Origin of the sequence: Pantoea sp. M_10, assembly GCF_008631515.1 — a bacterium.
Lineage (GTDB): Bacteria > Pseudomonadota > Gammaproteobacteria > Enterobacterales > Enterobacteriaceae > Pantoea > Pantoea anthophila.
Genome location: NZ_VWUL01000001.1, coordinates 262,058 through 286,774, shown reverse-complemented (window position 1 = coordinate 286,774; position 24,717 = coordinate 262,058). Strand labels below are relative to the sequence as shown.

Genomic DNA, 24,717 nt, shown 5'->3' with positions numbered 1-24,717 from the left:
CTGACGGCCGGGCCGTGCCACGCTTCAGTGCGCGCTGGCACCAATCTCTCTGTCCCAGCGCCCCAGCAGCGCCCTGCGTTTCGCCGAGTCGCCATAGGTTTTGAAGTCATAATCGATCAGGCGGATGTTCTCGAAACGCGGCGCATACTCGGAGATTTCCGCCTGACGGTTGGAGGGCAGCTGGAACGATTTCGCCTCTTTCATATGGGACTGCGCATCCGCACTCAGCGCCCAGTCATACCAGGCCCGGGCATTCGCCAGGTTGCGCGCCCCTTTGATAATCGACATGGAGCCAATCTCATAGCCGGTGCCTTCACAGGGGGCGACAGGTTTGATCGGGAAGCCTTCAACTTCCATCGCAACCGCATCGTGCATAAAGACAATCCCGACGGTGGTTTCACCGCGCGCAGCCGCTTTTACCGGTGCCGAGCCGGACTTGGTGTATTGCGAGATATTGGCGTTGAGCTTCTTCAGGTAGGTAAAGGCGTCATCTTCCCCCATGATCTGCACCAGCGTCGCCAGCGTGTTGTACGCCGTGCCGGAGGAGTTGGGGTTGGCGATCTGAATCTCGCCCTTAAAACCGGGATCGAGCAGATCCGCCCAGCAGGCAGGCACCTTCAGCTTTTTCTCCGCCAGCAGGCGGGTGTTGTAGCCCCAGCCCAGCGCACCGGCATAAACGCCAACGGTCCGGTAACCGGAAATCTCCGCCACCTTTTGTGACCAGGGCTGCTGCTGGTCAAGTAAAGGGGACTTGTAGGGCTGGCTCAGCCCCTCTTCTGCGGCCTGCATGTGCGGATCGCCGGTGCCCGCCCACCAGATATCGGTGCGGGGATTGCGCGCCTCGCTGCGGATTCGGGCGTAGGCTTCACCGGCTGAGAGCCGCACCATGCTGAGCCGGATATCGGGATGAGACTGGCTGAACAGCGTGGTCATCTGTTCACACACCACCACATCGGCGGAGCAGATCATATTAAGGCTGCCCGCCGCCGTGGCCGCAAACGGCAACACCGGGCAACTGACGATAACAGCAGCGAGCAGAGAGGAATAACGCATGGGGATCTCCTTGAGGCCGGATGATGAGGGCGTGCGCCAGCTTTTGCACATGTGTGCAAAGTAGTACGGCGACCCTGCCATGCTGTCAATTCACTTGTTGAGCAATTGTCAGTCGCTGTCACAAATTTGAAACATTCAATGCCCTGTTATCTTTTGCACACCCTTGCATTTTCAGGCAGACTCAGTGCGGTTAACGGCAGGATGAGGAGAGAAGATGCAGCAGCCCAGGGCAGTGGTGAGTGCACAGGATGTGGCAGATCGGGCGGGCGTCTCGCGCTCGGCGGTCTCCCGCACCTTTACACCGGGGGCCAGCGTGTCGGACGCCACCCGGCAGCGGGTAATGAAAGCGGCGGAAGAGCTGGGTTATCACGTCAATCATCTGGCGCGCGGCCTGGTACGAAACCGCAGCGGCATTGTCTGCCTGATCGCCTCAGAGGTGGATACGCCCTACCGTGCCAGCCTGGTGCGCTGGATGACCCAGTATCTGCAGGAAGCGGGCAAGGTGGCGATGCTGATTAACACCGACCGGTCGGATGAGCGGGTTTCCGCCGCGCTGCAGCAGGCGATCCATTTCCGCGCCGACGCCTCGATCATTCTCTCCGGCATGCCTGACAGTGGCATTACCCGGCTCTGCTACCGGCACGGTCAGCAGCTGGTGCTGATTAACCGCGACGACGCCCTGCCCGGCACGCTCAGCCTTAACCTCGACTCCCGTCCGGCGGCGGAAATGGCGGTTAACGCCTTTCTGCGCGCAGGCTGCAGCCGCATCGCCTTTGTGAATTCGCTGGCGGGAACGCCGAGCCTGCTGAAACGCGAAGCCGATTTTCTGACTGCGGCGCAGCAGGCCGGCATTGCCGTGCAGGTGGAACGGTTCGGCAGCACCTCCTATGAGAGCGGACAGATTCTGGCGCAGCGTCTGCTGACGCGCAGCGTCCGCCCGGATGCGGTCTGTTGCGCCACCGACCTGCTCGCCTGCGGCTTTATGGATGAGGCGCGTCACCGTTTTGCGCTGCGTATCCCGGAGGATCTCTGCATCATCGGACACGACAACATCGCGCAGTCGGGCTGGAGCGCCTACGACCTCACCACCTTTGCGCAGCCGGTAGAGCAGTTCGCCCGCGATGCGATTGACTGGCTGGTGGCGGCGGAGGCGCAACCGGAAAGTCTCCTGCCGCGAGCAGAACAGCCGCAGGCACGGAAAATATATCCGGTCGATGTGGTCTGGCGGGGATCGGTGCGCGGCGGATGAGCGCCATTATTTATTTTCAGCCGGTACGTTATTTCTCAGCGAAATAATTGAGTACCGGTTTTACGCTTCGCTTTAAATAGTGCTCTTCTGCCCGGAAAAATATTCGGCCGCTTCGCCCCGCAATCGCGATTTCCTGTCTACGCTTTATCTGCATTATTAATTTACTCTGGTTTTATCTGCTCAATGAATCAGCAGTCAGATGTGACAAACATCACATTTGTGCCAGGCTTACAGTCTCAGATAACACTGTTCAAGGAGCATACAATGGCCACACCCACTAACAAGACGCTCGATCTGGATCATTTTCCTAAGCCTCCTTTTGAGGATCAGCCCCAGCAGGCGCCAGGCCTTGCCAGCAAAATGGTTCCGGTTCCCGATCACGGTGAAACCAGCTACCGTGGCACCGGTCGTCTGACCGGCCGCAAAGCGCTGATCACCGGCGGCGACTCCGGGATTGGCCGTGCCGTTGCGATTGCTTATGCCCGTGAAGGCGCCGATGTGGTGATTAACTACCTGCCGGAAGAACAGCCGGATGCCGATGAAGTGGTTAAATTAATCGAAGCGGAAGGCCGTAAAGTTTTCGCTATTCCCGGTGACATTCGTTCAGAAGAATTCTGTCAGAAGCTGGTCAAAGAGGCGGCCGACAAATTAGGTGGTCTGGATATTCTGGTTAATAACGCCGGTCGTCAGCAATTTAATGAGTCCATTCGTACCCTGAGTACAGAAGATTTTGACGCGACGTTTAAAACCAACGTTTATGCAATGTTCTGGATCACCAAAGCGGCGCTGGAATATCTGCCACGGGGCGCATCCATTATTAACACCTCGTCAGTGCAGGCGTTTAAACCCAGCGATATCCTGCTGGACTATGCGCAGACCAAAGCGGCGATTGTGGCCTTTACCAAATCCCTGGCGAAACAGCTGGGCGGCGACGGCATCCGCGTCAACGCGGTAGCGCCGGGTCCATACTGGACCGCACTGCAATCCAGCGGCGGGCAGCCTATGGAGAAAGTGAAGCAGTTTGGTGCCGACTCCCCGATGGGCCGTCCGGGCCAGCCGGTTGAAATCGCCCCGCTCTACGTCACCCTGGCCTCGACCGAGAGCAGCTACTCCTCCGGTCAGGTCTGGTGCTCTGATGGCGGCACCGGCACCCTGTAATCCCCTTCTGGTGGCCGCGTAAAGCGGCCATTTTTTTGTCCTGCCTCTCTCCCCCTCCGAATCGTTGTGCCTGGTATAAGGAAAAAGAACATGGAAAACCCGGTTTTTCATTCGCCGGTCAGAAAAGAAGGTTTTGCGGGGCTGGGCGACTATGCCGCCATTGGTGAAGGCCGTTCGGTGGCGCTGATTGCGCCGGATGGCTCCATTGACTGGTGGTGTGCCCCCAATCTCGATGCGAAACCGCTGTTTGATCGCCTGCTGGACGCCGGGCTGGGCGGCTACTTTCAGGTCGTCCCGCGCGGCAGCTATCAGGTTACGCGACGCTATCGTGACAACAGCAACGTGCTGGAAACCCGCTTTGACACCGACAGCGGCGCCGTCCTGCTTACCGAATCGATCAACAGCACGCTGGCGGGCCGTCTGCCCTGGTGTGAGCTGGCCCGCCGCATCGAAGGCGTTGAGGGCGAGGTGGAGTTGCAGATCACGCTGCGCTTCGGCACCGCCGCTGAAACCCGTTCCCCTTGGGTGGCCGACAATGAGAAAGGCAAGGTGTTTCACATCGCCGAAACGATGGCGATGTTCCGAACCAGCGACGACATCACCATTACCGAACTGGATGATGAACAGGTCTGCGCCACGCTGCGCACCACCGCCGGTTCCCGCTCGCTCTGCGCCCTGCTGATCACCGAAAAGGAGCCGCTGGCCGTACCGCCGCTGGAGGCTATCGACCAGCGGATTGAAACCAGCCACACCGGCTGGACCAGCTGGGTGGAGAGCCTGAGTTATGACGGCAGCTACCCGGCGCTGGTCAGGCGCTCTGCCCTGTCGCTGAAGTTTCTCTGGTACTCCCCGACCGGCGCGCTGGCCGCCGCTGCCACCACGTCGCTGCCGGAGGGCATCGGCGGCGAGAAAAACTATGATTACCGCTACGCCTGGGTACGGGACGCCTGCCTGATTATCAAAGCCTTTGTCTATCTCGGCGCGCTGGAAGATTGTAAGGCGGCCTTCTCCTGGCTGTCGCAGACCATCATCCGTCATGGCGTCAGGCTGCGCGCCTGCTATACCCTGAATGGCGATGAGGTGCCCGCCGAGCGTTATCCGCCCCTGAGCGGCTATCAGCACTCTCAGCCGGTGCGCATCGGCAACAATGCCCGCGATCAGCTGCAGCTCAGTATGTATGGCGATATGCTCATGACCGCGCAGCGCTTTATTGAAGCGGGCCACGTGCTGGATATCACCACCTCACGCCTGCTGGGCGACCTGGCGAACTGCTGCGCCGACAACTGGCGACAGAAAGATTGCGGCATCTGGGAGCTGCCGGAGCTGCAGCACTATACCCACTCCAAAATGGCCTGCTGGATAGCGCTGGATCGGGCGGTGGCGCTGGCGGAAAGTAAACATATCGAACCGACCTGGCTGGGCCGCTGGCAACGGGAACGTGACCGTATCCGCGACTGGATTGAGTCGCACTGCTGGTCGGAAACGCAGCAGGCTTACCTCTTCTACGTCGGCAGTGATGCTCGCCTGGACGCCTCGCTGGCGCTGGTGCACAGCTATGGCAATGCGGTTAATCCGCAGCGGATGCTCTCCACCTACCACGCTATCCGGCAGAAGCTGGGCGACGGCAGCGCCATGCTCTATCGCTACAGCGGCGTCAGGCAGGAGGAGAGTACCTTTCTCGCCTGCGCCTTCTGGCTGGTGGAAGCCTGGGCGGAAATGGGTGACCGGGATCGGGCGGAACAGGCGATGCAGGAGATTCTGGCGACGCTGGACGGTCAGGGCAACGTCGATATCTTTAATGAGATGTATGACGTCCGCAGTCAGAGCTGGCGTGGCAACATGCCGCAGGGACTGAGCCATCTGGCGCTGATCTGCGCGGCACAGGCGCTATCGGAATCAAAAGGAGAGGTTTAAGAGAGGCATCAGGGCGACTATTGCAGCCGGAAGCGCGGGTCGAAGAAAAACGGCTCCACTACCGCTTTCGCAATGATGCCCGCCGCTGCCGGATGACGGGGATTGAACAGCGCATTCCACTCACCGGTCAGCGTGCTGGGCACTTTGAGTATCAGGCCGTTCTCCGGGCTGGCGAGCCACTCATCGCCGATCTGCCGGGTGGACGCAGGCGCGGGATCGGCCTGCCACTCATCCGGCAGCGCCGTCAGTGCCAGTTCGGTGATCAGGGGCTCCGGCACGCTGATCGCGATCATGCTGTAGTCGCGTGACAGATCCTGAATGGTGAGATGCACCAGCGCTTCCAGCACGCAGAGCGCCCGGCTCGACCCCAGGTAGACACAGACCGACCCCACCGAATTCCAGCGCCCGCCATACGTCCGGGCGCCAAAACCATCAAAGGCGGTCATCGCATATTCACGCTTCACCAGACGAAAAAAGGGAACCGCCATCAGGTGATGACACCGTGCTCGAGCTGGCCGATCAGGTTTATCACCGCCTCCGCCCCTGCCACCGTGGTGGTCATCTCCGCCGGTTTTTTTCCGCCCAGCGCTTTGGCGGGCGTTTCCAGCCACTGCACCAGACGCGCCCTGTCGTCGCGGAACAGGTTGCTGGCGGCAGAGAGAACGCGAATCAGCATGTAGATGCGTCCGCTCTGGTCGGGCGAAAAGGTCTGCGCCGGATCTTTCACTTTGCGGTTGTAGGTGGTGCGATCGATACCCGCCAGACGGCACAGCCACCCCTCGTCGAAGGTGGACAACGACGCGGTGCGTTTCAGCACGCCGCTGCTGAATCCTGTCGCGATACGCTGATGCGCATCCGGCAGGGTTTCCGGCAGGTTAAGAGCATGCAGCAGCGACGCGTGGCGGCGAGGCTGAGCGGGTGTGTAGATGGCGATGGACATAGCAGCCCTCCTGTTCATTTGATTTTTATTTTAGCGCAAATGAACAGAAGGCACCACCGCAAGTCCGGCGCGTATCCGTCGTTACTCTGCTGCGCCCTGCTCCAGCGCCTGCATAATCTGCCACGCCGCCCTGATGCGTAGCGGATTGGGGTAGCTCTTGTTGGCCAGCATCACAATGCCGGTGTTCTTCTCCGGGATAAACGCGATATAGGCACCAAACCCGTTGGTCGAACCGGTTTTATGCACCCAGCTGGCGCGTCGGGAGGGCCCGACCGGTTCCACCCGGGTCACCGGTTGCGGCTTCAGCGCCACGCCATTCTCACTGTCGGCGATCAGCGTGTCAGCACTGACGGGCCAGTCATAGATCTCCCAGCCCAGACCCTGATAGAAACTGGCGGTTCTGAAGTAGCGCGACTGCGCCGTGCGGATGGCATTGCGCAGCACGGCATTGCCGGCAGAGAGGCCGTTTGGATCGCTGTTGGCCTGCATGAAGGTGAGCATGTCGCGAGCGGTCGATTTAACCCCATAGGCTTCGGCATCCAGCATGCCGGGAGAAACACGCACCGGCTGGCCATTTTTGTAACCCCAGGCGTAGTTAACCATCATCGACGGCGGCACGGTAATAAAGGTGCGTGTCAGGCGCAGCGGCTGAAACAGCGATTTCACCATCGCCGCCTCAAAGTCCCCCTTCACCATCAGCGCGCCGAAGAGACCGATACTGGCGTTGGAGTACTGGCGAACCGTACCGGGTGCCGCCTGCGGTTGCCACTCCTGATAGAAGCGAAGCAGCGACGCCTGATCGGTGACCGCCTCCGGCAGTTGCAGCGGCAGGCCGCCCGCCGTGTAGGTCGCCAGATGCAGCATCCGGACCGGACGCCACTGCGCCCCTGTCAGCTGCGGCCAGACCTTCTGCACCGGCTCGTTCAGGCGGAGTTCACCGTTGCGGATCAGAATCCCCGCCAGGGTGCCGGTGAAGGTTTTACTCACCGATCCCAGCTCAAACAGCGTGTTTTCTGTGACCCGGCGGCCCGAATCGGTGTCGGCCACGCCCGCATTCACAAACTGCGTCCGGCCTTTGTAGAGCACCGCCACCGACATACCGGGGATCGCCTGCTGCTCCATCAGCGGTTCAATCGCGGCTTTAACCAGAGAAGTGACCTGCTGTGAAGAGAGATCGGCGGCGACACAGCGGACAGAAAGCGAAAGCAGAACAAAACAAAACAGAGACTTTTTCATTAGCAACGAAGAGGGTTCACCGGGTCAGATTATTTACACTGGTCAGCACATGCCTGCACGCAGATCTGCGCCTGCGTACTGCAGGCACCGCTGTCGCGGGTATTACAGTGGGAGCGTTCGACATAGCAGTTGGACTGACAGGCCGCCAGATCGCAGCGGGCCGCCGCAGGGGTCAGCTGAACCAGGGGGGCGCGGGCCGGAAAAGGCGAAGCGGGCTGAGCGAAAGCGCTGCTGCCCAGTAATCCGGACAGCAGCAGCGTGATGATGCGTTTCATAAGAGTTCTCCTGTAGGACGCTACCCCTAGTATGGCCAGTCTGGCGGGCAGCGTCAGGGAAATCTTATCAAATTGAGACCACAGGCGGGTGTTGGGTGGCATTTATTACGCCACGGGTGTAGATATCGTTCAGTCTGGCGATGTAACGCTGGGTATCATGCTGCTCTTTGATGCGCAGGATCGCCGCCTCGCCTTTCTCCTGCAGCCGTTCCGGCTGCTCAACGATCTCCAGCAGCGTCGCTTTCAGTCCCTCCACCAGCGACCGGCGCAGCTGCGATTTCTGCTCCGGCGTGGTGATGCTGTATTCGCGATCGGCGTTCAGCGGACTGGCGATGACCCAGCCCGCGCTGGCAGGATTGATCTCCGGCAGGGCCCGCACATTACTGGTGATCACCGGACAGCCGTTAGCCTGCATCTCCAGCACGGAAAAGCCGTAGGTCTCCTGCCAGGTCGGCAACAGGCCGACGTCGCTCTCGCGGAACAGCTGCATCAGTTCACGGTTATCCATCCGCGCCTGATGCGTGAAACAGCGGTAACGGGCGATGCGGCTCTCGATGCCACGATAAAAGGTGTCATCATCCTGAAACTGGCGATGGGCGACGTTGTGACGTTTGGTAAGTTCGCCGATCAGCTGCACGTCCAGCTGCGACTCCTCCAGGCAGCGCTCTTCAATCAGCTCACTGATCGCCAGCACCACTTCCGCCCCGCCTTTGCGATAAAACTCATTACCGGCAAAGACCAGCTTCAGCACACCCGGCTGGCGTGGCGCCTTATGCTGCACAAACAGCGTCTGGGGCGGATGCAGCACCAGCGTTTTCCGCCGGATTTTCTGCGCCTCATCCGGGCTGAACAGCTTCATCTGAATATTCAGCGTCGCGTCGGAGATGGCAATCAATCCGAGGCAGTTCTCTTTTAACAGATGAGGAATTAAGCGCTTCAGCTCCGGGTTATCCCGCTTGGCGACGCCAGGCACCGGCAGCACGCGCGGCAGCTCGGTTTCAAACGAGGCGACCCACTTCTGGTGGGTGATCGCAACTTCATTGAACAGATGGAGGATGTCAGCCCGTGAAGCGCCTGAAAACGGCACCGGCTGAAAGACGAAGGTTTTATTTTTCTTAAGCAGGCGGGTCCGGAGGGGATTAATAAAATAGAACAGATTGCCTTTTTTCAGATTGATATATTCGTTTGCCGGATTCACTAAAATATTACGCTGCTCCGGATATTGATTATTCGTAATTCCAATTTTCATGCACGCTCTCCAGAGTCCTTGTATACGGCATCATCTATAGCATGCAGCTGCGGCTGTTTCGTCTGAGCAATATCCTAAAAAGGCCCGCGTGGCGCGGCCTCTCCGCTTTTGCTAATGATTTCTTCCGGTGATAAAGCAGGCATAACAGCGGTCTTTTCTCAGTTTCGTAACACCTGTGTTTTTTTGTGTCAGGCTAACCCCTTGTTGAATATCCCGCTATTTGTACGGGCAATAAACGGACCATTTGTTATGTGAATGTTTAATTATTTGTGAAAATTAATATCGCCTGAAATGACGCATATAGTTTAAAACTTTTAAACAAACGAAACAGAAAGCAGACGGTTCCCCCCACGCGCTGATGATTACGCCAGGTGGTCAGCCCGCGGCCGATGAAACAAATGATACAGCGCACCCGCGACTGCACCACGCTGACCCGCTGCTTTGCCACATCATGGTGCAGTTTCGGGTGTCAGGCCCTGCGCCATAAACGCCCTTTCACCTCCCTAACCCAATGAATTAATACTTAATTATCAACCTGCACTCTGAATGCGCCGGCCTGGTACAAAAGTTGCAGCAACCTCTCTATGCAGACAGGAGAGCATTATGAAAGCAATCGTGATTGGTGGCGGGATTGGCGGTATGAGCAGTGCCATTGCGCTGGAAAAAGCCGGAATAGAAGTTGAGGTGTTTGAAGCCGTGCAGGAGATGAAGCCGGTCGGCGCAGCGATCTCTATCTGGCCTAATGGCGTAAAGTGCCTGAATGCGCTGGGCATGAAAGAACAACTGCGCGCACTGGGCGGCAACATGGCCTATATGGCCTATCACGACGGCGCAACCGGCGCGCCCCTGACCCGCTTCAGTATGGCCCCGCTGGTGCAGCAGGTCGGCGAATATCCCTGCCCGGTGGCGCGTGCTGAACTGCAGGCGATGCTGATTGATACCTTTGGCCGTGAACGGGTGCAGTTTGGCAAGCGGGTCATCCAGGTCGAAGAGACCGCAGAGGGCGTCATTGCCACCTTCACCGATAACAGTCAGGCGCGGGGCGACTTTCTGATTGCCGCCGACGGCACCCATTCGGTGGTGCGCGAGTATGTGCTGGAGCAGAAGCTGGAGCGTCGCTATGCCGGTTACGTTAACTGGAACGGACTGGTGACCATTGATGAACGCATCGCGCCTGCCGATCAGTGGACGACGTTTGTCGGTGACGGCAAGCGGGTATCGCTGATGCCGGTCAGTGGCAACCGGTTCTACTTCTTCTTTGATGTGCCGCTGCCGAAAGGATTGCCGCAGGATCGCAGCACGGTGAAAGCCGATTTAACCGGCTATTTTCAGGGCTGGGCTGAGCCGGTTCAGCAGCTGATCGCGGCCATCAATCCTGAGACCACCAACCGGGTTGAGATCCATGACATCGAACCGTTCAGCCGTTTTGTAAAGGGCCGCGTCGCCCTGCTCGGCGATGCGGCGCACAGCACCACCCCCGATATCGGTCAGGGCGGCTGCGCGGCGATGGAAGATGCGGTGGTGCTGGCCGCGACGCTGGCGTCTCACTCACTGGGGATCGAAGATGCGCTGCTGCGCTATCAGGCGCGACGGGTGGAACGGGTCAAAGATCTGGTGCTGAAAGCCCGTAAACGCTGCGAGGTGACCCACGCGCACGACCCGGCGATCACCGCGGCGTGGTATCAGTCACTGAAAAGCGAAACCGGCGAGCGGGTGCTGGCCGGTATGTGTGAAACCATCGAAGGTGGCCCGCTGGGCTGACATCCTGAACCGGGCTGTCAGTGAGACAGCCCGTCACCTTACTCCTCCGCCAGACCGCGATTTTTCAGCATCGGCTCCAGCTGAGGCGCGGCGCCCCGCCAGCTTTCATACAGCGTTTTCAGATCGCTGCTGTTGCCCCGCGACAGAATTTTCTGCCGGAAGATCTCGCCGTTTTCCCGCGTCAGCCCGCCATGCTCCACAAACCACTGATAGCCATCGTCCGCCAGCATCTGCGTCCAGATATAGGCGTAATAACCGGCAGCATAGCCGCCGCCCCAGATGTGCTGGAAATAGCTGGAGCGATAGCGCGGGGGCACCGCCGCCAGCGCCAGGTTGTCGCTCTGCAGCGACTGCTGCTCAAATCCCGCCACGCTTTGCGGTGCGCTGTCCGGCGTCAGGCCGTGCCAGTGCTGATCCAGCAGGGCGGCAGCCAGCAGTTCGCTCATCTCATAGCCTTTGTTGAACTGAGCGGCGCGGACGATCTTCTCATGCAGCGCATCCGGCATCGCCTCCCCGGTCTGATAGTGACGGGCGTAGTGACGGAACAGCGACGGCTCGCTGGCCCAGTGCTCGTTAATCTGCGACGGGAATTCGACGAAATCGCGCGGGGTTTCGGTGCCTGAGAGACCCGGATAGCGCTGCGTGGCAAACAGGCCGTGCAGAGTATGACCAAATTCGTGGAACATCGTGATCACGTCATCCCAGCTCAGCAGCGCCGGCTCACCGGCTGGCGGTTTCGTGTAGTTGCAGACGTTGTAGATCACCGGTTTGCTGTCGAGCAGCGTCGACTGGTTTACAAAATTACTCATCCAGGCGCCGCCGCCTTTGCTGTCGCGCTTAAAGAAATCGGTGTAGAAGAGCGCCAGCGGGGTTTCATCAGCATCGAAAATCTCATAGACCTGCACATCCGGGTGATAGACCGGCAGATCCTGACGCGGCGTAAAACGGATGCCATAGAGCCGCGTTGCCGCCTCGAAGACGCCATTGTGCAGCACCGCGTTCAGCTCGAAATAGGGTTTGATCTGGCTCTCATCCAGATCGTAACGGGCACGCCGCACCTGTTCGGCATAAAAACGCCAGTCCCAGGCCTGCAGGAGAAAATCGCCCTGCTGCTGATCGATCGTCTGCTGTATCGCGGCGGCTTCCCGTTCCGCACGGGCGCGCGCGGCAGGCACGATGTTGCGCATAAAGGCCAGCGCCGCCTCAGGGGTTTTGGCCATCTGATCCTGCAGCTTCCAGGCGGCATAGCTGGTAAAGCCCAGCAGCCGGGCCTGCTCCGCCCTGACCTGCGCCAGCCGTAACACCAGCTCGCGGGTATCGTTGTCATCCCCTTTTTCCGTGCGCGTCACGCCCGCCTGAAACAGCGCTTCACGGGTCGCCCGATCGGAAAGACTCTGCAGCGCCGGTTGCTGCGTGGTGTTCTGCAGCACCAGCAGCCAGCTGTTTTCCAGCCCGCGCGCCCGCGCTTCCGCCTGCGCCACCGCGAGGTCGGCTGGCGAGAGCCCCGCCAGCTGCTGCGCATCCCGGACCACCAGACCGCCCGCCTGCGTCGCCGCCAGCAGTTTATTGGTGAAGCGGGTGCTGAGACGCGCCGCCTCCTGATTCAGCGTTTTGAGCTGCAGTTTCTGCGCCTCCGGCAGGTTAGCTCCCGCCAGCTGAAAGCGCTGCCAGACCACCTCGACCAGCCGCTTTGATTCGCTGTCAAGGCTTGCGCGCTGCAGATAGACAGCGTCAAGCCGGGAAAAGAGCGGCCGGTTGAGCATGATGTCATCGTTAAGTGCGGTGAGCTGCGGCGCAATCTCCTCATCCACCTGCTGCAGCAAAGGGCTGGTATGCGCGGAGGTCATGGCGCTGAACACCAGATTGACCCGGTTGAGCAGTTGTCCACTCTTCTCCAGCGCCTCATAGGTGTTGGAAAAGGTGGGAGCCTCGCTGTTATGGGCAATCGCATCGATCTCCCGGCGCTTTTCCGCAATGCCCGCCTCAAGTGCGGGCAGGAAGTCCTGCTCTTGGATCTGATCAAAAGGGGGCGCCTGATAAGGCAGTGTGCTGACGCTGAAGAAGGGATTCTGACGGGCGTTCATGGTTCGCTCCTGATGGGCATCGCAAAGGCCTATCCTGACAGGTTGCGGCTGAGGCGACAACTCAGGCGATGCGCTGCTGATAGACGCTGATTATTTCACCTGCAATCGCCACGGCGATTTCGGCGGGCAGCTTGCCTTTGACGTCAGGCAGACCGATCGGACAGCGCAGCCGCGCCAGCGGTTCACTGCCAACGCCACGGCCAGCGAGCCGGTAGCGAAAACGCTGTTTTTTCGTTTCTGAACCGATCACCCCGGCATAGGCAAAGTCGTTGCGTTTCAGCACCGCTTCGCACAGCGCAAAATCGAGCGGATGGTGGTGGGTCATGATAATGAAGTAGCTCCCGGCGGGAGCCTCCGCCACGCACTCGATCGGTTCCTCCGGCTGATGCGTCACCACACCGGCAGGCACGTGGCCGAACTGACCGGGACGACTGTCGATCCAGTTGATGTGACAGGGTAACGTAGAGAGCAGGTTCACCAGCGCCTGGCCGACATGCCCGGCGCCGAACAGATAGATTTCCGGCTGCGCCTGCAGCAGAGGCTCAAACAGCAGTGTGGTTTTGCCGCCGCAGCACTGGCCCAGTCGTGCGCCCAGGCTGTACTCCTCGGTGTGGGGCGCGCCTGCCCCGCTCTCCAGCATCAGCCTGGCCTGGGCGATGCACTGAAACTCCAGATGACCGCCGCCAATGGTGAGGAAGCTCTCCTGCTGCGTCACCACCATTTTGCTGCCGCTGTCACGCGGCACCGAACCGTGCTCGCTGAGCACGGTGACCAGGACGCAGCTCTGCCGCTTCTCCCGCAGCTGATGCAGGACGCCTATCCAGTCATGGTAAATCATGTTCTGCTCCTGCCAGACGCTGCACGCCCCAGAAGATCCGCTCCGGCGTGGCAGGGGCATCCAGATGAGGGTGCTGCCGGTAGTCGGCGACGCTGGCGACCGCATCCTGCAGCGCACACCAGGCGGCAATGCCCAGCATAAACGGCGGCTCACCCACGGCTTTGGAGTGAAACACCGTATCCTTTGGATTCCTGCGGTTCTCCACCAGCGTGACCCTGAGATCGGCTGGCACATCACTGATGGCCGGAATTTTGTAGCTCGCCGGTCCATCGGTCAGCAGCTGACCTTTGTCGTTCCAGACCAGCTCTTCACAGGTGAGCCAGCCCACGCCCTGCACAAATCCCCCTTCCACCTGACCGATATCGATGGCCGGATTCAGCGAGGCCCCGACATCATGCAGGATGTCGGCACGCAGCAGGCGCGATTCGCCGGTTAAGGTGTCGATCACCACCTCGCAGCAGGCGGCACCGTAGGCGAAGTAGTAGAACGGCTTGCCGCGCCCCGCCAGCCGGTCGTAATGGATCCCCGGCACGCGGTAGTAGCCGGTGGCGGAAAGCGGCACCTGATTCAGCCACGCCAGCTTTGCCACCTCGGCGAAGGTGTAATGCTTCTCACCGGCGCGCACCACGCCGTTGCGGAAACTCACCGCGCTGGCATCACACTCATGCAGCCTGCAGAGCATCTCCGTCATTCTGTCACGCAGGATCTCGGCGGCATTCTGCGCCGCTTTGCCGTTGAGATCCGCGCCGCTGGAGGCCGCGGTTGGCGAGGTGTTAGGCACTTTACCGGTGTCGGTGGCGGTGATCTGGATCTTATCGACCTCAATCTGCAGCACCTCGGCGACAATCTGGATCACTTTGGTGTTCAGTCCCTGGCCCATCTCGGTGCCGCCGTGGTTAAGCTGCACCGTTCCGTCGGTGTAAATCAGGATCAGGGCACCTGCCTGATTGAGAAAGCTGGAAGTAAAGGAGATGCCGAATTTCACCGGCGTCAGCGCCAGTCCGCGCTTCAGCAGCGGGCTGCGGGCGTTGAAGGCGCTGATCTCCGCCCGGCGCGCCTGATAGTCGCTGCTGGCCTCCAGCTGCGCCGTGATCTCATCCAGCAGATTATCCTCTACCTGCTGGTGGTAATGAGTGATGTTGCGCTCCTGCTTGCCATAGTAGTTACGCTTGCGCAGTTCCAGCGGGTCCAGCCCGCGTTCCCGCGCGATGTGATCCATAATCTGCTCGATGGCCACCATTCCCTGCGGGCCGCCAAACCCGCGATAGGCGGTGTTAGAGGCAGTATTGGTGCGGCAGCGATAGCCGGTGATCCGCGCATCGCCAAGGTAATAGGCGTTATCGGCATGAAACATGGCACGATCGACAATCGATCCGCTGAGATCCAGTGAATAACCGCAGTTTCCCGCCAGATCGATTTTGATACCGCACAGCCGGCCATCCTCCTCCACGCCCGCCTCATAACGCACAAAGAAGGGGTGACGTTTGCCGGTGACACGCATGTCGTCGCGGCGGGATAGTCGCATCTTCGCCGCCCGCCCGGTCTGACGGGCGACAATGGCGCAGAGGCAGGCCACACCGGCCGCCTGCGTCTCTTTGCCGCCAAAGCCGCCGCCCATACGCCGCATATCAATGGTCACCTGATTCAGGCTGATGCCCATCACCTCTGCCACCAGCTTCTGCACTTCGGTGGGGTTCTGCGTTGAGGAGAAGACCTGCAGCTGGTGATCTTCGCCGGGGATCACCATCGCCGTCTGGGTTTCCAGGTAAAAATGCTCCTGTCCGCCGATGTGAAACGCGCCGCTGACCCGATGTGGCGCGCGTGCCAGTGCCGCTTCCACATCACCGCGCTGATGCACGTGCGGTTCCTGAACGAAACTGCGCTGCGCCAGCGCCTGCTCCACATCCAGCAGCGGTTCCAGCACCTCATAGTCAATCACTGCGGCGGCGGCACCGAGGCGGGCCGCCTCGGGCGACTCCGCCGCGACGGCGAGGAGGATCTGCCCCAGATAGTCGACTTTGTCATGCGCCAGCAGCGGGTCGCCCGGCTCCAGCGGCCCGACATCATTGATACCGGGAACGTCCTGCCAGGTTAACACGCTGACCACGCCCGGCACGGCGTAGCAGGGCTGCACGTCGATGCGCACAATCCGCGCATGTGCATGCTCGCTCAGGCGCGGACAGATATGCAGCAGACCCGGCAGCTCCGGCTTGTCGTCGATGAAGCGCGCTTCCCCGGAGACATGTTTTTCCGCGCTTTCATGGCGGTTACTGCGGCCCACGCCGCTCTGCAGATCGGCGGCATACTGCGCCTTGATTACCGCTTCGTTGAGTTCAGGACGGTTATGAGACATAGCGGGTCACCTCGGTACAGGTTATTTCGCCGTTATAGCGATGAAGAAAGCGGCGCAGCAGGTTACGCGCCATCTGCAGCCGATAGGCGCTGCTGGCACGAAAATCGGAGAGCGGCTGGAAATCGTCGGCCAGTGCGGCCGCTGCACGTGACACCGTCACGGCATTGAGGGGCTGACCAATCAACGCCTGTTCACAGTGCTGCGCCCGCTGCGGCGTGGCCGCCATGCCGCCAAAGGCGACGCGGGCGTCGGTCACGATGCCCTGATCGGTGTGCAGGTTAAAGGCGGCAAAAACGGCTGAGATGTCGTCATCCAGTCGTTTGGAGACTTTCCAGGCGACAAAGTCAGGTGACACCGTCACCTTATCGATGCGAATCGCGCGGATAAACTCGCTTTTTTCCAGCAAGGTCTGCCGGTAGCCGGTAAAAAAGTCGTTCAGCGGCAGGCAGCGCTGCTGCTCGCCGCGTTGCAGTATCAGGCTGGCGTTCAGCGCCAGCAGCATGGGCGATGCGTCTCCGATCGGGGAGGCGTTGCCGATATTACCGCCCAGCGTGCCCTGCAGACGGATTTGCAGGGAGGCAAAGCGTTGCAGCATCTCGCTCACGCCAGGGATGCGGCTGGCCAGAAAATCGCTGACCTGTTGCAGCGACGCGCCTGCGCCCAGCAGATAATGGTCATCAAATTCACTGCAGACTTTGAGCGCGGCGACCTGCTCCAGGGCGATGAGCAGCGGCAGTCTTTTATGCTGCTGGGTGATCTGCAGGCTGAGATCGGTGCCTCCGGCAATCAGTACCGCTTCGGGATGCGCCAGATAGATCTCCGCCAGCTGCGCCGGGGTTTTGGGCAGGAAGCAGCGCCGCCCCGCTGCGCCCGTCTCCTGCATCTCCGGGGTCGCCAGCGCTTCAAGACGCTGCACGGTCCCCGCGGCGCTGTGATCAAACTGATCCGTCACCGGCTGCGAACAGAGCTGCTCGGCGGCCGCCATGATGGGCCGGTAGCCGGTGCAGCGGCAGAGATTGCCCGCCAGCGCGGTTTCCGCCTGATGACGATCCCAGCCCGTGGCATTTTTTTGCAGCGTGAACAGCGACATCACAAAGCCCGGCGTGCAGAAGCCGCACTGCGAGCCGTGGCAGTCAACCATCGCCTGCTGCGCCGGGTGCAGCGCCCGTCCGTGACGTAAATCTTCAACCGTGATCAGCTGTTTACCCTGCAGCGTGGAGACCAGGGTCAGGCAGCTGTTGACCGTTTCATACTGCATCCTGCCATCCACCGCTTTGCCCAGGGTGACGCTGCAGGCGCCACAGTCGCCTGAGGCGCAGCCCTCTTTGGTGCCGGGCCGCTGCTGGCGGGTTCGCAGATAGTTAAGGATAGTGAGATTGGGGTCGAGCGCGGTTTCGCTGACCAGCTGGTTATTGAGCAGAAACTGGATCATGCGGCTTGCTCCTGTGCGTCACGCTGCCAGACCGGGCGACCGGCCACCCAGGTCTGGGCAATATTGCGGTCGTCGCCCAGCGTCATTAAGACAAAAAGTTTTTCCCAGATATCTTTGCTGTTGCCGATGCGCAGCTGCTGCAGGGCAGAAACTGCCGGATCGAGCACCACAAAATCCGCCTCTTTGCCGGTGTTGAAATTCCCGATGGCGTGGTCGAGATCGAGTGCCCGCGCCCCGCCCAGCGTCGCGTGATAAAAGGCTTCGGCGGCGCTGAGCCGGTAGTGCTGCAACTGGCCCACCTTGTAGGCTTCGCCCAGGGTCTGCAGCATGTTAAAGGTGGTGCCCGCACCGACGTCGGTGCCCACCCCCACCTTCACGCCCTGCTGCCAGCTGCGTTTCAGATTAAACAGGCCGCTGCCGAGGAACAGGTTAGAGGTGGGACAGAAGGCAATTGAGGAGTCAGTGTCGTGCAGACACTGCCACTCCTTCTCTTCCAAGTGCAGGCAGTGGGCAAACACGCTGCGGCGGCCGGTGAGCTGATGATGGTGGTACACATCCAGATAGCCGTCACGTTCCGGAAAGAGTGCTTTTACCCAGGCCACCTCCTGCGGGTTTTCGCTGAGATGGGTGTGCAGCCAGGTGTCGGGAAACTCCTGACGCAGCTGCTGCACTTTTTCCAGCAGCTGCGGCGAAGAGGTCGGGGCAAAACGCGGCGTCAGCGCATAGCTCAGCCGGCCACGCTGATGCCAGCGTTCAATCAGTGCCCGGGTCTGCTGATAGCTCTGTTCCGGGGTTTCCGTAAGGTTGTCGGGCGCATTGCGATCCATCATCACTTTCCCGGCAATCAGCCGCATGTTCAGCGCTTCGGCGGCGCTGAACAGCGCCTCGACCGACTGCGGGTGCACGGTGCCAAAGACCAGCGCGCTGGTGGTGCCATTGGAGAGCAGCTGATGCAGGAAAAAGGCGGACATCCGGGCGGCATGATCCGGGCAGTGATACTGCGCCTCCACCGGGAACGTGTAGTGATTCAGCCACTCCAGCAGCTGTTCGCCAAAGGCGCCGATCATCTCCGTCTGCGGATAGTGTATGTGGGTGTCCACAAAGCCCGGCACGATCAGCCGGCCGCGCAGATCAGTGACCGGCAGACCCGCCAGCTTCGCCTCAGCCGTCTCCCAGCTCTCCAGACCGGCTACACGTCCGTCACGCAGCAGCAACACGCCATCCTCCAGGTAGCGGGCCTGTGTCGCCAGATCGTCGGGATGATCCATCACGCCGGTGAAGTCAAAGAAGCTGGCGCGTATCGCCGTGTCGGTTGCTGGGTGCATGCTGTTTCCTTTCTGAAAGCGCAATGTGGTGGTGCAGTTAACTCTCTGTTTAACTCTTTGCAACCTGCGTGCCAGATTTACTCTGCTTTAAAATATATAAATATCAGGTGCTTAGATAAACTCACGCCTGTTGCGCAACAAAAAGCCTGTTGAAAGCATAGCAACCGTTTGCTTTCATGTCGCAATCGGTTGCGAAGCGCAATTGCCGATTCTGGCGGCGTTTCTGACGCGCAGGCTGGCTGCTGCCCTGCCCCTTAACGGTGCAGTGCGCCCCGAAAAGGCGCAGGACGTTGCCCGTAAAAGGGGTTTACCCCCCTGCCCGTTTTTCTGCGCGCAGAAGCCGAAATGGCATGCTATGGTGAAGCCATCGACGTTGAAAATGGCATAAGGAACAGTGAGATGATTATTTTTGTCACCGGTGCGACGGCCGGTTTTGGTGAAAGTATTACCCGCCGCTTTATCAAAAACGGGCACAAAGTGATCGCCAGCGGACGCCGCGCCGAACGCTTAAAAGCGCTGAAAGATGAGCTGGGTGAGAATCTTTACACCGTCCAGCTGGATGTGCGGAACCGCGCCGCCATCGAAGAAGCTGTGGCGCAGTTACCGGCGGCGTGGCGCGCTATCGATATCCTGGTGAACAACGCCGGTCTGGCGCTGGGCATAGAGCCCGCGCACAAAGCCAGTGTGGAAGACTGGGAAAATATGATCGATACCAATACGAAAGGCCTGGTCTATATGACCCGCGCCCTGCTGCCACAGATGGTCGAGCGTAACGTGGGCCATATCATCAATATCGGCTCGATTGCCGGTAGCTGGCCCTATGCCGGCGGCAACGTCTATGGGGCCACAAAGGCGTTTGTGCGGCAGTTCAGCCTGAACCTGCGCACCGATCTGCACGGCACCGCGCTGCGCGTGACCGATATCGAACCGGGGCTGGTGGGCGGCACCGAGTTCTCTAACGTCCGCTTTAAAGGTGATGATGACAAAGCTGGTCAGGTCTATGAGGGTGCCACCGCCCTGACCCCGGAAGATGTCACGGAAGCGGTTTACTGGGTGGCCACACTGCCAGCGCACGTCAATATCAACACGCTGGAGATGATGCCGGTCAGCCAGACGCTGGCGGGCCTGAAGGTGCACAAGCCTTAATCCTCTGCGCGCCAGCTCTCCCGGCTGGCGCTAGCCACGTCCCCAGCCCAGAACGATAATCAGCATGCCGCTCAACGCGATCAGTGCGCCACTCCAGTCCCAGACGCTCAGCTTCACGCCATCCACCACCCGCAGCCAGAGCAGCGCGGTGAGCACATAGACGCCCCCATACGCGGCATAGACCCGGCCGCTGGCGGCAGGATGCAGGGTCAGCAGCCAGACAAACAGCACCAGGCTGGCCGCCGCCGGCAGTAAAAGCCAGACCGGGCCGCCTTTTTTCAGCCATAACCACGGCAGAAAGCAGCCCGTGATCTCCGCCAGGGCGGTGATAAAAAACAGCAAGGCGGTTTTAATCAGCACCCTTACCTCTCCTGAACTTAAACAAACCACGCACCACTGGTGAGCAAAGAAACGGCGATGATATACTAGCCGGACCCGCTGCAACAGCCGTCCCGGATGGCGATGTTGGCGATAACGAAAGGATAGTCTGATGAAAAAAATGATCCCTGCTCTGCTTCTGGTTCTGCTGTCTGGTACCGCCATCACGGCGGGTGCGACCACCAACCGCCTGATCATCGAAGATGGCAGTTCTGCCCTGAGTAACGAAGCGGCTCGCCAGAATAAAGAGCAATGGAATGACACGCGGATGCTACGCAACAAGGTGAACAGCCGCGTAGAAAAAGAGTTTGATAAAACCGACCGCGCGTTCGACACCCGCGACAAGTGCGAGCAGAGCCTCAATCTGAATGCCTACTGGGAGCCTAACACCCTGCGCTGTCTGGACCGCCGCTCAGGCCGCCCGGTCACTCCCTGAATTTGCGCTATAGTAATGACGGACGACTAACATAAGGAAGACGTGATGAAGCTACAGAGGGTTTTGTTCACCGCAGCGTTGTTCTCGCTGCCGCTGATGGCGCAGGCTTCCTGCGAATCGGTAAAAGCCGACATCAGTCAGAAAATTGTTCAGAACGGCGTGCCTGAATCGGGCTTCACTCTCGACATCGTCGCCAACGATCAGGTCGATCAGGCGGGCGGTCAGGTGGTCGGGCATTGTGAAAACGACAGCCAGAAGATTGTTTACAAGCGCACCGGCCGGGATGACGAGGCCAGCGTGCCCGCCAGTGCAGGCAGTTCTCAGGACGCGCCTGCGCAGCAATAAACCTGTGTTAATCAGGGCGACGGTCTGTCGCCCTGCCGTTTACTCCGCCAGTTCCGGCCGCTGACGCGGCATCATCCACGCCACACCCAGCGCAAACAGCGCAATCACCAGCGCCACCACAAACACCCAGTGCAGTGAGGCCGCAATCGCCTGCACCATCTCCTGCAGCGCCTGCGGCGCCAGCTGCTGACGGCTGGGTTCAGACATAATCTGCTGCACCGGATCGGCCACCTGCGGCAGCCGCCACTGCAGATTGAGATTGAGCACTGCTCCCATGATCGCCGTGCCCACCGCCGAACCGATCATCCTGCTGAACATCACCGAGGCGGTACAGATGCCGCGAATCTGATAGTCCGCCTCGTTTTGCACGGAGACCAGAAACGTGGTGCTGGTCATCCCCATGCCGGTGCCAATCAGGAAGGCGGTAAAGCCCGCCTGATAGAGTGAGCTCGCGGGCTGAAGCAGCAGCAGTAAGGCGCTGCCGCTGACCAGCAGCAGCGCGCCGAGCTGGGCGGTAAAGCGATAGGAGGTCAGCAGCATCAGCCTGCCGCTCAGGGTGCTGGCCAGCGGCCAGCCAATCGACATCATTGCCAGCGCGCTGCCCGCCTGTAACGGCGTGCCGCCGCGGATCCCCTGAATCCAGGTCGGCAGAAACGCACTGATCCCCATCATGGCCGCGCCGATAATCAGGTTGCCCGCATTACCGGCAATGATCAGCCGGCTGCGCCAGATCACCAGCGGAAACAGCGGTGCCGCGGCCCGCTGCTCGTGGCGTTTCAGCTGCCAGCCTGCCAGCAGTGAACAGAGCAGAAAAGGGATCAGCCAGTATCCGAGCAGCTCGGCCTGCAACAGCGCCACCAGCAGCGCGGAGACGCAGAGCATCAACCAGCCGCTGCCCGCGAGATTGAGGGGAGCCGATTTCTCCTCCTGCTGATGCGCCGGTAACCAGCGCGCCAGCATCAGCATACTGATCAGGCCAATCGGCAGATTGACCCAGAAAATCACGGACCAGCTGAAGTGCTGCACCAGCCAGGCACCGGTCAGCGGCCCGACGATGGCCGCCACTCCCCAGACGCTGGAGAGCCAGCCCTGAACGCTGGCGCGCTCGCGCGGCGAATAGATGTCCGCCACGATGGTGGAGCTGATCGGCATGATGGCGCCCGCCCCCAGCCCCTGAAACGCCCGGAACAGGATCAGCCAGGTCATGGAGTGGGCGAAGCCACACAGCACCGATCCGATCAGGAAAAGGGAGGTGCCGGTAAAAAACATGGTTTTACGCCCCACCTTATCCGCCAGCCGGCCATAGAGCGGCACGCTGACCGCCTGCGTCAGCAGATAGATGGAGAAGACCCAGCCAAACTGCGAAAAACCGCCGAGGTCGGCAATGATGGTGGGCATGGCGGTGGCCACGATGGTGACTTCGATAGCCGCCATAAACATCGCCAGCATGCAGGCAATCAGTATCCAGTGGCGGTGTCCGGTCCGGAGTTGTGCGCTTTCAGTCATAGGGTTCCTTTTTTATCAGCAAGGCTAGCTGAAAATCAGCCCGTGCAGTTTCCTGAACGTGCGCATTTCCTGCACCATCTGTGACGGTGTCACTAAAAGTCGATGAATTTTTTTTATTGACGCATCAGCCCAGTGGCTACGCGGCCTTAACACCATTTTAACCAGTTTCTCACTCGCCTGAGAAAGGCTGAAAAGCTGGCTTGCCGGGTAAAGGGCTGCTATAGCAGTAAAGCATCTTTCTCAGTGTTCACTGAAAAAGAGTAGGTAAATACGCATTTTGTCTACATTTTATCGCAGTTTCGGTTTTGGGTGCGGCGGCCTTTTTTGCTGCATCTGTCGGACTGTTTAGCGCTGTTATAACAATTGAGATCGTTATCAGGGAGATTCTCCTATGCAAAATGCTTCACTGGCTCGACGCGCCGGTCTGGCACTGCTTGCAGTGGTCGCAGTGATTGCGGTGTTGATCTGGGGCCTCGGCTGGGATCAGCTGGTCGCTCGTAAGGTCGACCTGCTTTATCTCGGGCAACAACACCTCTTCTTAGTGTTCTGGTCAATGCTGTTCGCCCTGCTGGTCGGTATTCCCAGCGGCATCCTGCTCAGTCGCCCGTTTGCCCGCCGCTGGGCCGAGTATGTGATGCAGATTTTCAACATCGGTAACACCCTGCCGCCGCTGGCGGTGCTGGCTCTGGCGATGGTCATTATCGGGATTGGCGACCGTCCGGCGCTGATAGCCCTGTTTCTGGCCTCGCTGCTGCCTATCGTCCGCAATACCTTCTCCGGCCTGAGCGCCGTTCCCCCGTCACTGATTGAAGCCGCCAACGGCATCGGTATGACTAAACTGCAGCGTCTGCGCCGGGTGGAGTTGCCGAATGCCCTGCCGGTGATCCTCTCCGGCGTGCGCATCGCAACGGCCATCAATGTCGGAACCGCCCCGCTGGCGTTCCTGATCGGGGCCAGCAGCTTCGGCGAGCTGATCTTCCCCGGCATCTATCTGAATGACTTTCCGACGCTGATCCTCGGCGCTGTTGCTACCGCACTGGTGGCACTGGTGCTGGATATGTTGCTGGCTGCACTGGGCCGCTTACTGAGTCCGCACGCGGCGGTCTGACCACAAGGAGCTTTGCAATGCTAACGCACTGGATAAAGAAGAGCGTGGTGGCGCTTACCGCAACGCTGCTGCTAAGCCAGACGGCACAGGCGGCTGCCCCGCTGGTGATGGCGACCAAGAGTTTTACCGAGCAGCATATTCTCTCCGCCATGACCGTACTGTGGCTGAAAAAGAAAGGCTTTGAGGTGGTGCCCAAACGGAATATTGCCACCACCATCGGCCGTAACGCGCTGCTGAATAAGCAGATCGATATGGTCTGGGAGTACACCGGGACCTCACTGATTATCTTCAACCACATCAGCCAGCCGATGTCCTCTCAGCAGGCCTATGAGACGGTGAAAAAACTGGATGCAAAACTGGGGCTGGTCTGGCTTGACCCGGCACCGATGAACAACACCTACGCCTTTTCCATGACCCGGAAACGGGCCGAAAAAGAGGGTATCAGTACGATGTCGCAGCTGGTCGCAAAGATTGAGCAGGTGCGGAAGACCGACCCGGACCATAACTGGCGACTCGGGCTGGACCTGGAGTTTTCCGGGCGTAGCGACGGCATGAAGCCGCTGCAGAAAACCTACGACCTGGCGCTGGATCGCCCGCAGATCCGGCAGATGGACCCCGGACTGGTCTATAACGCCATTCGCGACGGCTTTGTCGATGCCGGTCTGATCTACACCACCGATGGCCGGGTAAAAGGATTTGACCTGAAAGTGCTGGAAGATGATAAGCATTTCTTCCCCAGCTACAACGTGACGCCCGTGGTGCGTCAGGATGTGCTGGCAAGCCATCCGGGTCTGGACACCGCGCTCAATCAGCTCTCGGCGCAGATCACCGATGAGGCGATTACCGAGCTAAACAAGCGGGTCGACATCGATCATCAGTCGCCGGAGAAAGTGGCGCGTGATTTCCTTCAATCCAAAAACATGCTGTAAGG

The 24,717-nt window shown here is 59.9% G+C and carries 22 protein-coding genes; 9 read left to right on the top strand and 13 right to left on the bottom strand.

The features are described from left to right. Nucleotides 1–24: 24 nt before the first annotated feature. On the bottom strand, nt 25–1,053 hold the full coding sequence (locus tag F3I47_RS01390) for an ABC transporter substrate-binding protein (protein WP_150029577.1): 1,029 nt from the start codon (nt 1,051–1,053) through the stop codon (nt 25–27). A gap of 214 nt (nt 1,054–1,267) precedes the next feature. Between F3I47_RS01390 and F3I47_RS01385 the strand changes: the two genes are divergently transcribed. The 3 genes from F3I47_RS01385 (at nt 1,268) to F3I47_RS01375 (ending at nt 5,374) form a co-directional block, all read left to right on the top strand. Continuing rightward, a complete protein-coding gene (locus tag F3I47_RS01385) occupies nt 1,268–2,302 on the top strand; it encodes a LacI family DNA-binding transcriptional regulator (RefSeq protein ID WP_140925384.1) in 1,035 nt (344 codons plus the stop codon). Between the two features lie 264 nt (nt 2,303–2,566). Next, nucleotides 2,567–3,460, top strand: coding sequence for an SDR family oxidoreductase (locus F3I47_RS01380; protein WP_150029576.1), 894 nt, complete (start codon nt 2,567–2,569; stop codon nt 3,458–3,460). Between the two features lie 90 nt (nt 3,461–3,550). Continuing rightward, nucleotides 3,551–5,374 carry a glycoside hydrolase family 15 protein gene (locus tag F3I47_RS01375; RefSeq protein ID WP_046101845.1) on the top strand — a complete coding sequence of 608 codons (1,824 nt, stop codon included), beginning with the start codon at nt 3,551–3,553 and terminating at the stop codon, nt 5,372–5,374. Between the two features lie 17 nt (nt 5,375–5,391). Here the strand turns inward: F3I47_RS01375 and F3I47_RS01370 are convergent, their stop codons facing one another. From F3I47_RS01370 to F3I47_RS01350, 5 genes are all read right to left on the bottom strand, one after another. Beyond that, complete coding sequence (locus F3I47_RS01370) at nt 5,392–5,862, bottom strand: RES family NAD+ phosphorylase (protein WP_150029575.1); 471 nt, start codon at nt 5,860–5,862, stop codon at nt 5,392–5,394. Continuing rightward, nucleotides 5,862–6,314 carry an antitoxin Xre/MbcA/ParS toxin-binding domain-containing protein gene (locus F3I47_RS01365; RefSeq protein ID WP_009090172.1) on the bottom strand — a complete coding sequence of 151 codons (453 nt, stop codon included), beginning with the start codon at nt 6,312–6,314 and terminating at the stop codon, nt 5,862–5,864. Before F3I47_RS01365 ends, F3I47_RS01370 begins: the two co-directional genes overlap by 1 nt. A gap of 81 nt (nt 6,315–6,395) precedes the next feature. Next, entirely contained in the window at nt 6,396–7,550 is a 1,155-nt protein-coding gene (gene ampC, locus F3I47_RS01360) for a class C beta-lactamase (protein ID WP_150029574.1), read from the bottom strand. Between the two features lie 29 nt (nt 7,551–7,579). Next, complete coding sequence (locus F3I47_RS01355) at nt 7,580–7,825, bottom strand: hypothetical protein (RefSeq protein WP_009090169.1); 246 nt, start codon at nt 7,823–7,825, stop codon at nt 7,580–7,582. A 67-nt stretch (nt 7,826–7,892) separates the two neighbouring features. Next, nucleotides 7,893–9,074, bottom strand: a complete 1,182-nt coding sequence (locus F3I47_RS01350; protein ID WP_150029573.1) for a glycosyltransferase family 4 protein — start codon at nt 9,072–9,074, stop codon at nt 7,893–7,895. A gap of 603 nt (nt 9,075–9,677) precedes the next feature. Here F3I47_RS01350 and hpxO point away from each other — a divergent pair. Then, nucleotides 9,678–10,835: an FAD-dependent urate hydroxylase HpxO gene (gene hpxO / locus F3I47_RS01345; RefSeq protein ID WP_058957933.1), complete on the top strand. Its 1,158-nt coding sequence runs from the start codon at nt 9,678–9,680 to the stop codon at nt 10,833–10,835. A gap of 38 nt (nt 10,836–10,873) precedes the next feature. Here the strand turns inward: hpxO and dcp are convergent, their stop codons facing one another. From dcp to guaD, 5 genes are all read right to left on the bottom strand, one after another. Continuing rightward, nucleotides 10,874–12,919: a peptidyl-dipeptidase Dcp gene (gene dcp / locus F3I47_RS01340; RefSeq protein WP_150029572.1), complete on the bottom strand. Its 2,046-nt coding sequence runs from the start codon at nt 12,917–12,919 to the stop codon at nt 10,874–10,876. Nucleotides 12,920–12,980: 61 nt separating this feature from the next. Next, a complete protein-coding gene (gene xdhC / locus F3I47_RS01335) occupies nt 12,981–13,757 on the bottom strand; it encodes a xanthine dehydrogenase accessory protein XdhC (RefSeq protein WP_150029571.1) in 777 nt (258 codons plus the stop codon). Further along, nucleotides 13,744–16,110, bottom strand: a complete 2,367-nt coding sequence (gene xdhB / locus F3I47_RS01330) for a xanthine dehydrogenase molybdopterin binding subunit (protein ID WP_150029570.1) — start codon at nt 16,108–16,110, stop codon at nt 13,744–13,746. The genes xdhC and xdhB overlap by 14 nt, the downstream gene beginning before the upstream one ends. Beyond that, nucleotides 16,100–17,542: a xanthine dehydrogenase small subunit gene (gene xdhA / locus F3I47_RS01325; protein ID WP_150029569.1), complete on the bottom strand. Its 1,443-nt coding sequence runs from the start codon at nt 17,540–17,542 to the stop codon at nt 16,100–16,102. The genes xdhB and xdhA overlap by 11 nt, the downstream gene beginning before the upstream one ends. After that, nucleotides 17,539–18,867 (bottom strand): guanine deaminase, encoded by a 1,329-nt coding sequence (gene guaD, locus F3I47_RS01320; protein ID WP_150029568.1) that lies wholly within the window; start codon nt 18,865–18,867, stop codon nt 17,539–17,541. The genes xdhA and guaD overlap by 4 nt, the downstream gene beginning before the upstream one ends. A gap of 399 nt (nt 18,868–19,266) precedes the next feature. Between guaD and ydfG the strand changes: the two genes are divergently transcribed. Continuing rightward, nucleotides 19,267–20,013: a bifunctional NADP-dependent 3-hydroxy acid dehydrogenase/3-hydroxypropionate dehydrogenase YdfG gene (gene ydfG / locus F3I47_RS01315; RefSeq protein WP_009090152.1), complete on the top strand. Its 747-nt coding sequence runs from the start codon at nt 19,267–19,269 to the stop codon at nt 20,011–20,013. A gap of 30 nt (nt 20,014–20,043) precedes the next feature. Here the strand turns inward: ydfG and F3I47_RS01310 are convergent, their stop codons facing one another. After that, complete coding sequence (locus F3I47_RS01310; RefSeq protein WP_150029631.1) at nt 20,044–20,370, bottom strand: YnfA family protein; 327 nt, start codon at nt 20,368–20,370, stop codon at nt 20,044–20,046. Nucleotides 20,371–20,503: 133 nt separating this feature from the next. Between F3I47_RS01310 and F3I47_RS01305 the strand changes: the two genes are divergently transcribed. Both F3I47_RS01305 and F3I47_RS01300 read left to right on the top strand, forming a co-directional pair. Continuing rightward, entirely contained in the window at nt 20,504–20,827 is a 324-nt protein-coding gene (locus tag F3I47_RS01305) for a DUF1283 family protein (protein WP_150029567.1), read from the top strand. Between the two features lie 45 nt (nt 20,828–20,872). Beyond that, entirely contained in the window at nt 20,873–21,172 is a 300-nt protein-coding gene (locus tag F3I47_RS01300) for a DUF1161 domain-containing protein (RefSeq protein WP_009090146.1), read from the top strand. A gap of 39 nt (nt 21,173–21,211) precedes the next feature. Here F3I47_RS01300 and F3I47_RS01295 read toward each other — a convergent pair whose 3' ends face one another. Then, entirely contained in the window at nt 21,212–22,678 is a 1,467-nt protein-coding gene (locus F3I47_RS01295; protein WP_150029566.1) for an MDR family MFS transporter, read from the bottom strand. Between the two features lie 391 nt (nt 22,679–23,069). On the opposite strand from F3I47_RS01295, the gene F3I47_RS01290 reads away from it, so the two are divergent. Further along, nucleotides 23,070–23,786, top strand: coding sequence for an ABC transporter permease (locus F3I47_RS01290; RefSeq protein WP_009090143.1), 717 nt, complete (start codon nt 23,070–23,072; stop codon nt 23,784–23,786). Between the two features lie 17 nt (nt 23,787–23,803). Then, nucleotides 23,804–24,715: a glycine betaine ABC transporter substrate-binding protein gene (locus F3I47_RS01285; protein WP_150029565.1), complete on the top strand. Its 912-nt coding sequence runs from the start codon at nt 23,804–23,806 to the stop codon at nt 24,713–24,715. Nucleotides 24,716–24,717: the final 2 nt, after the last annotated feature.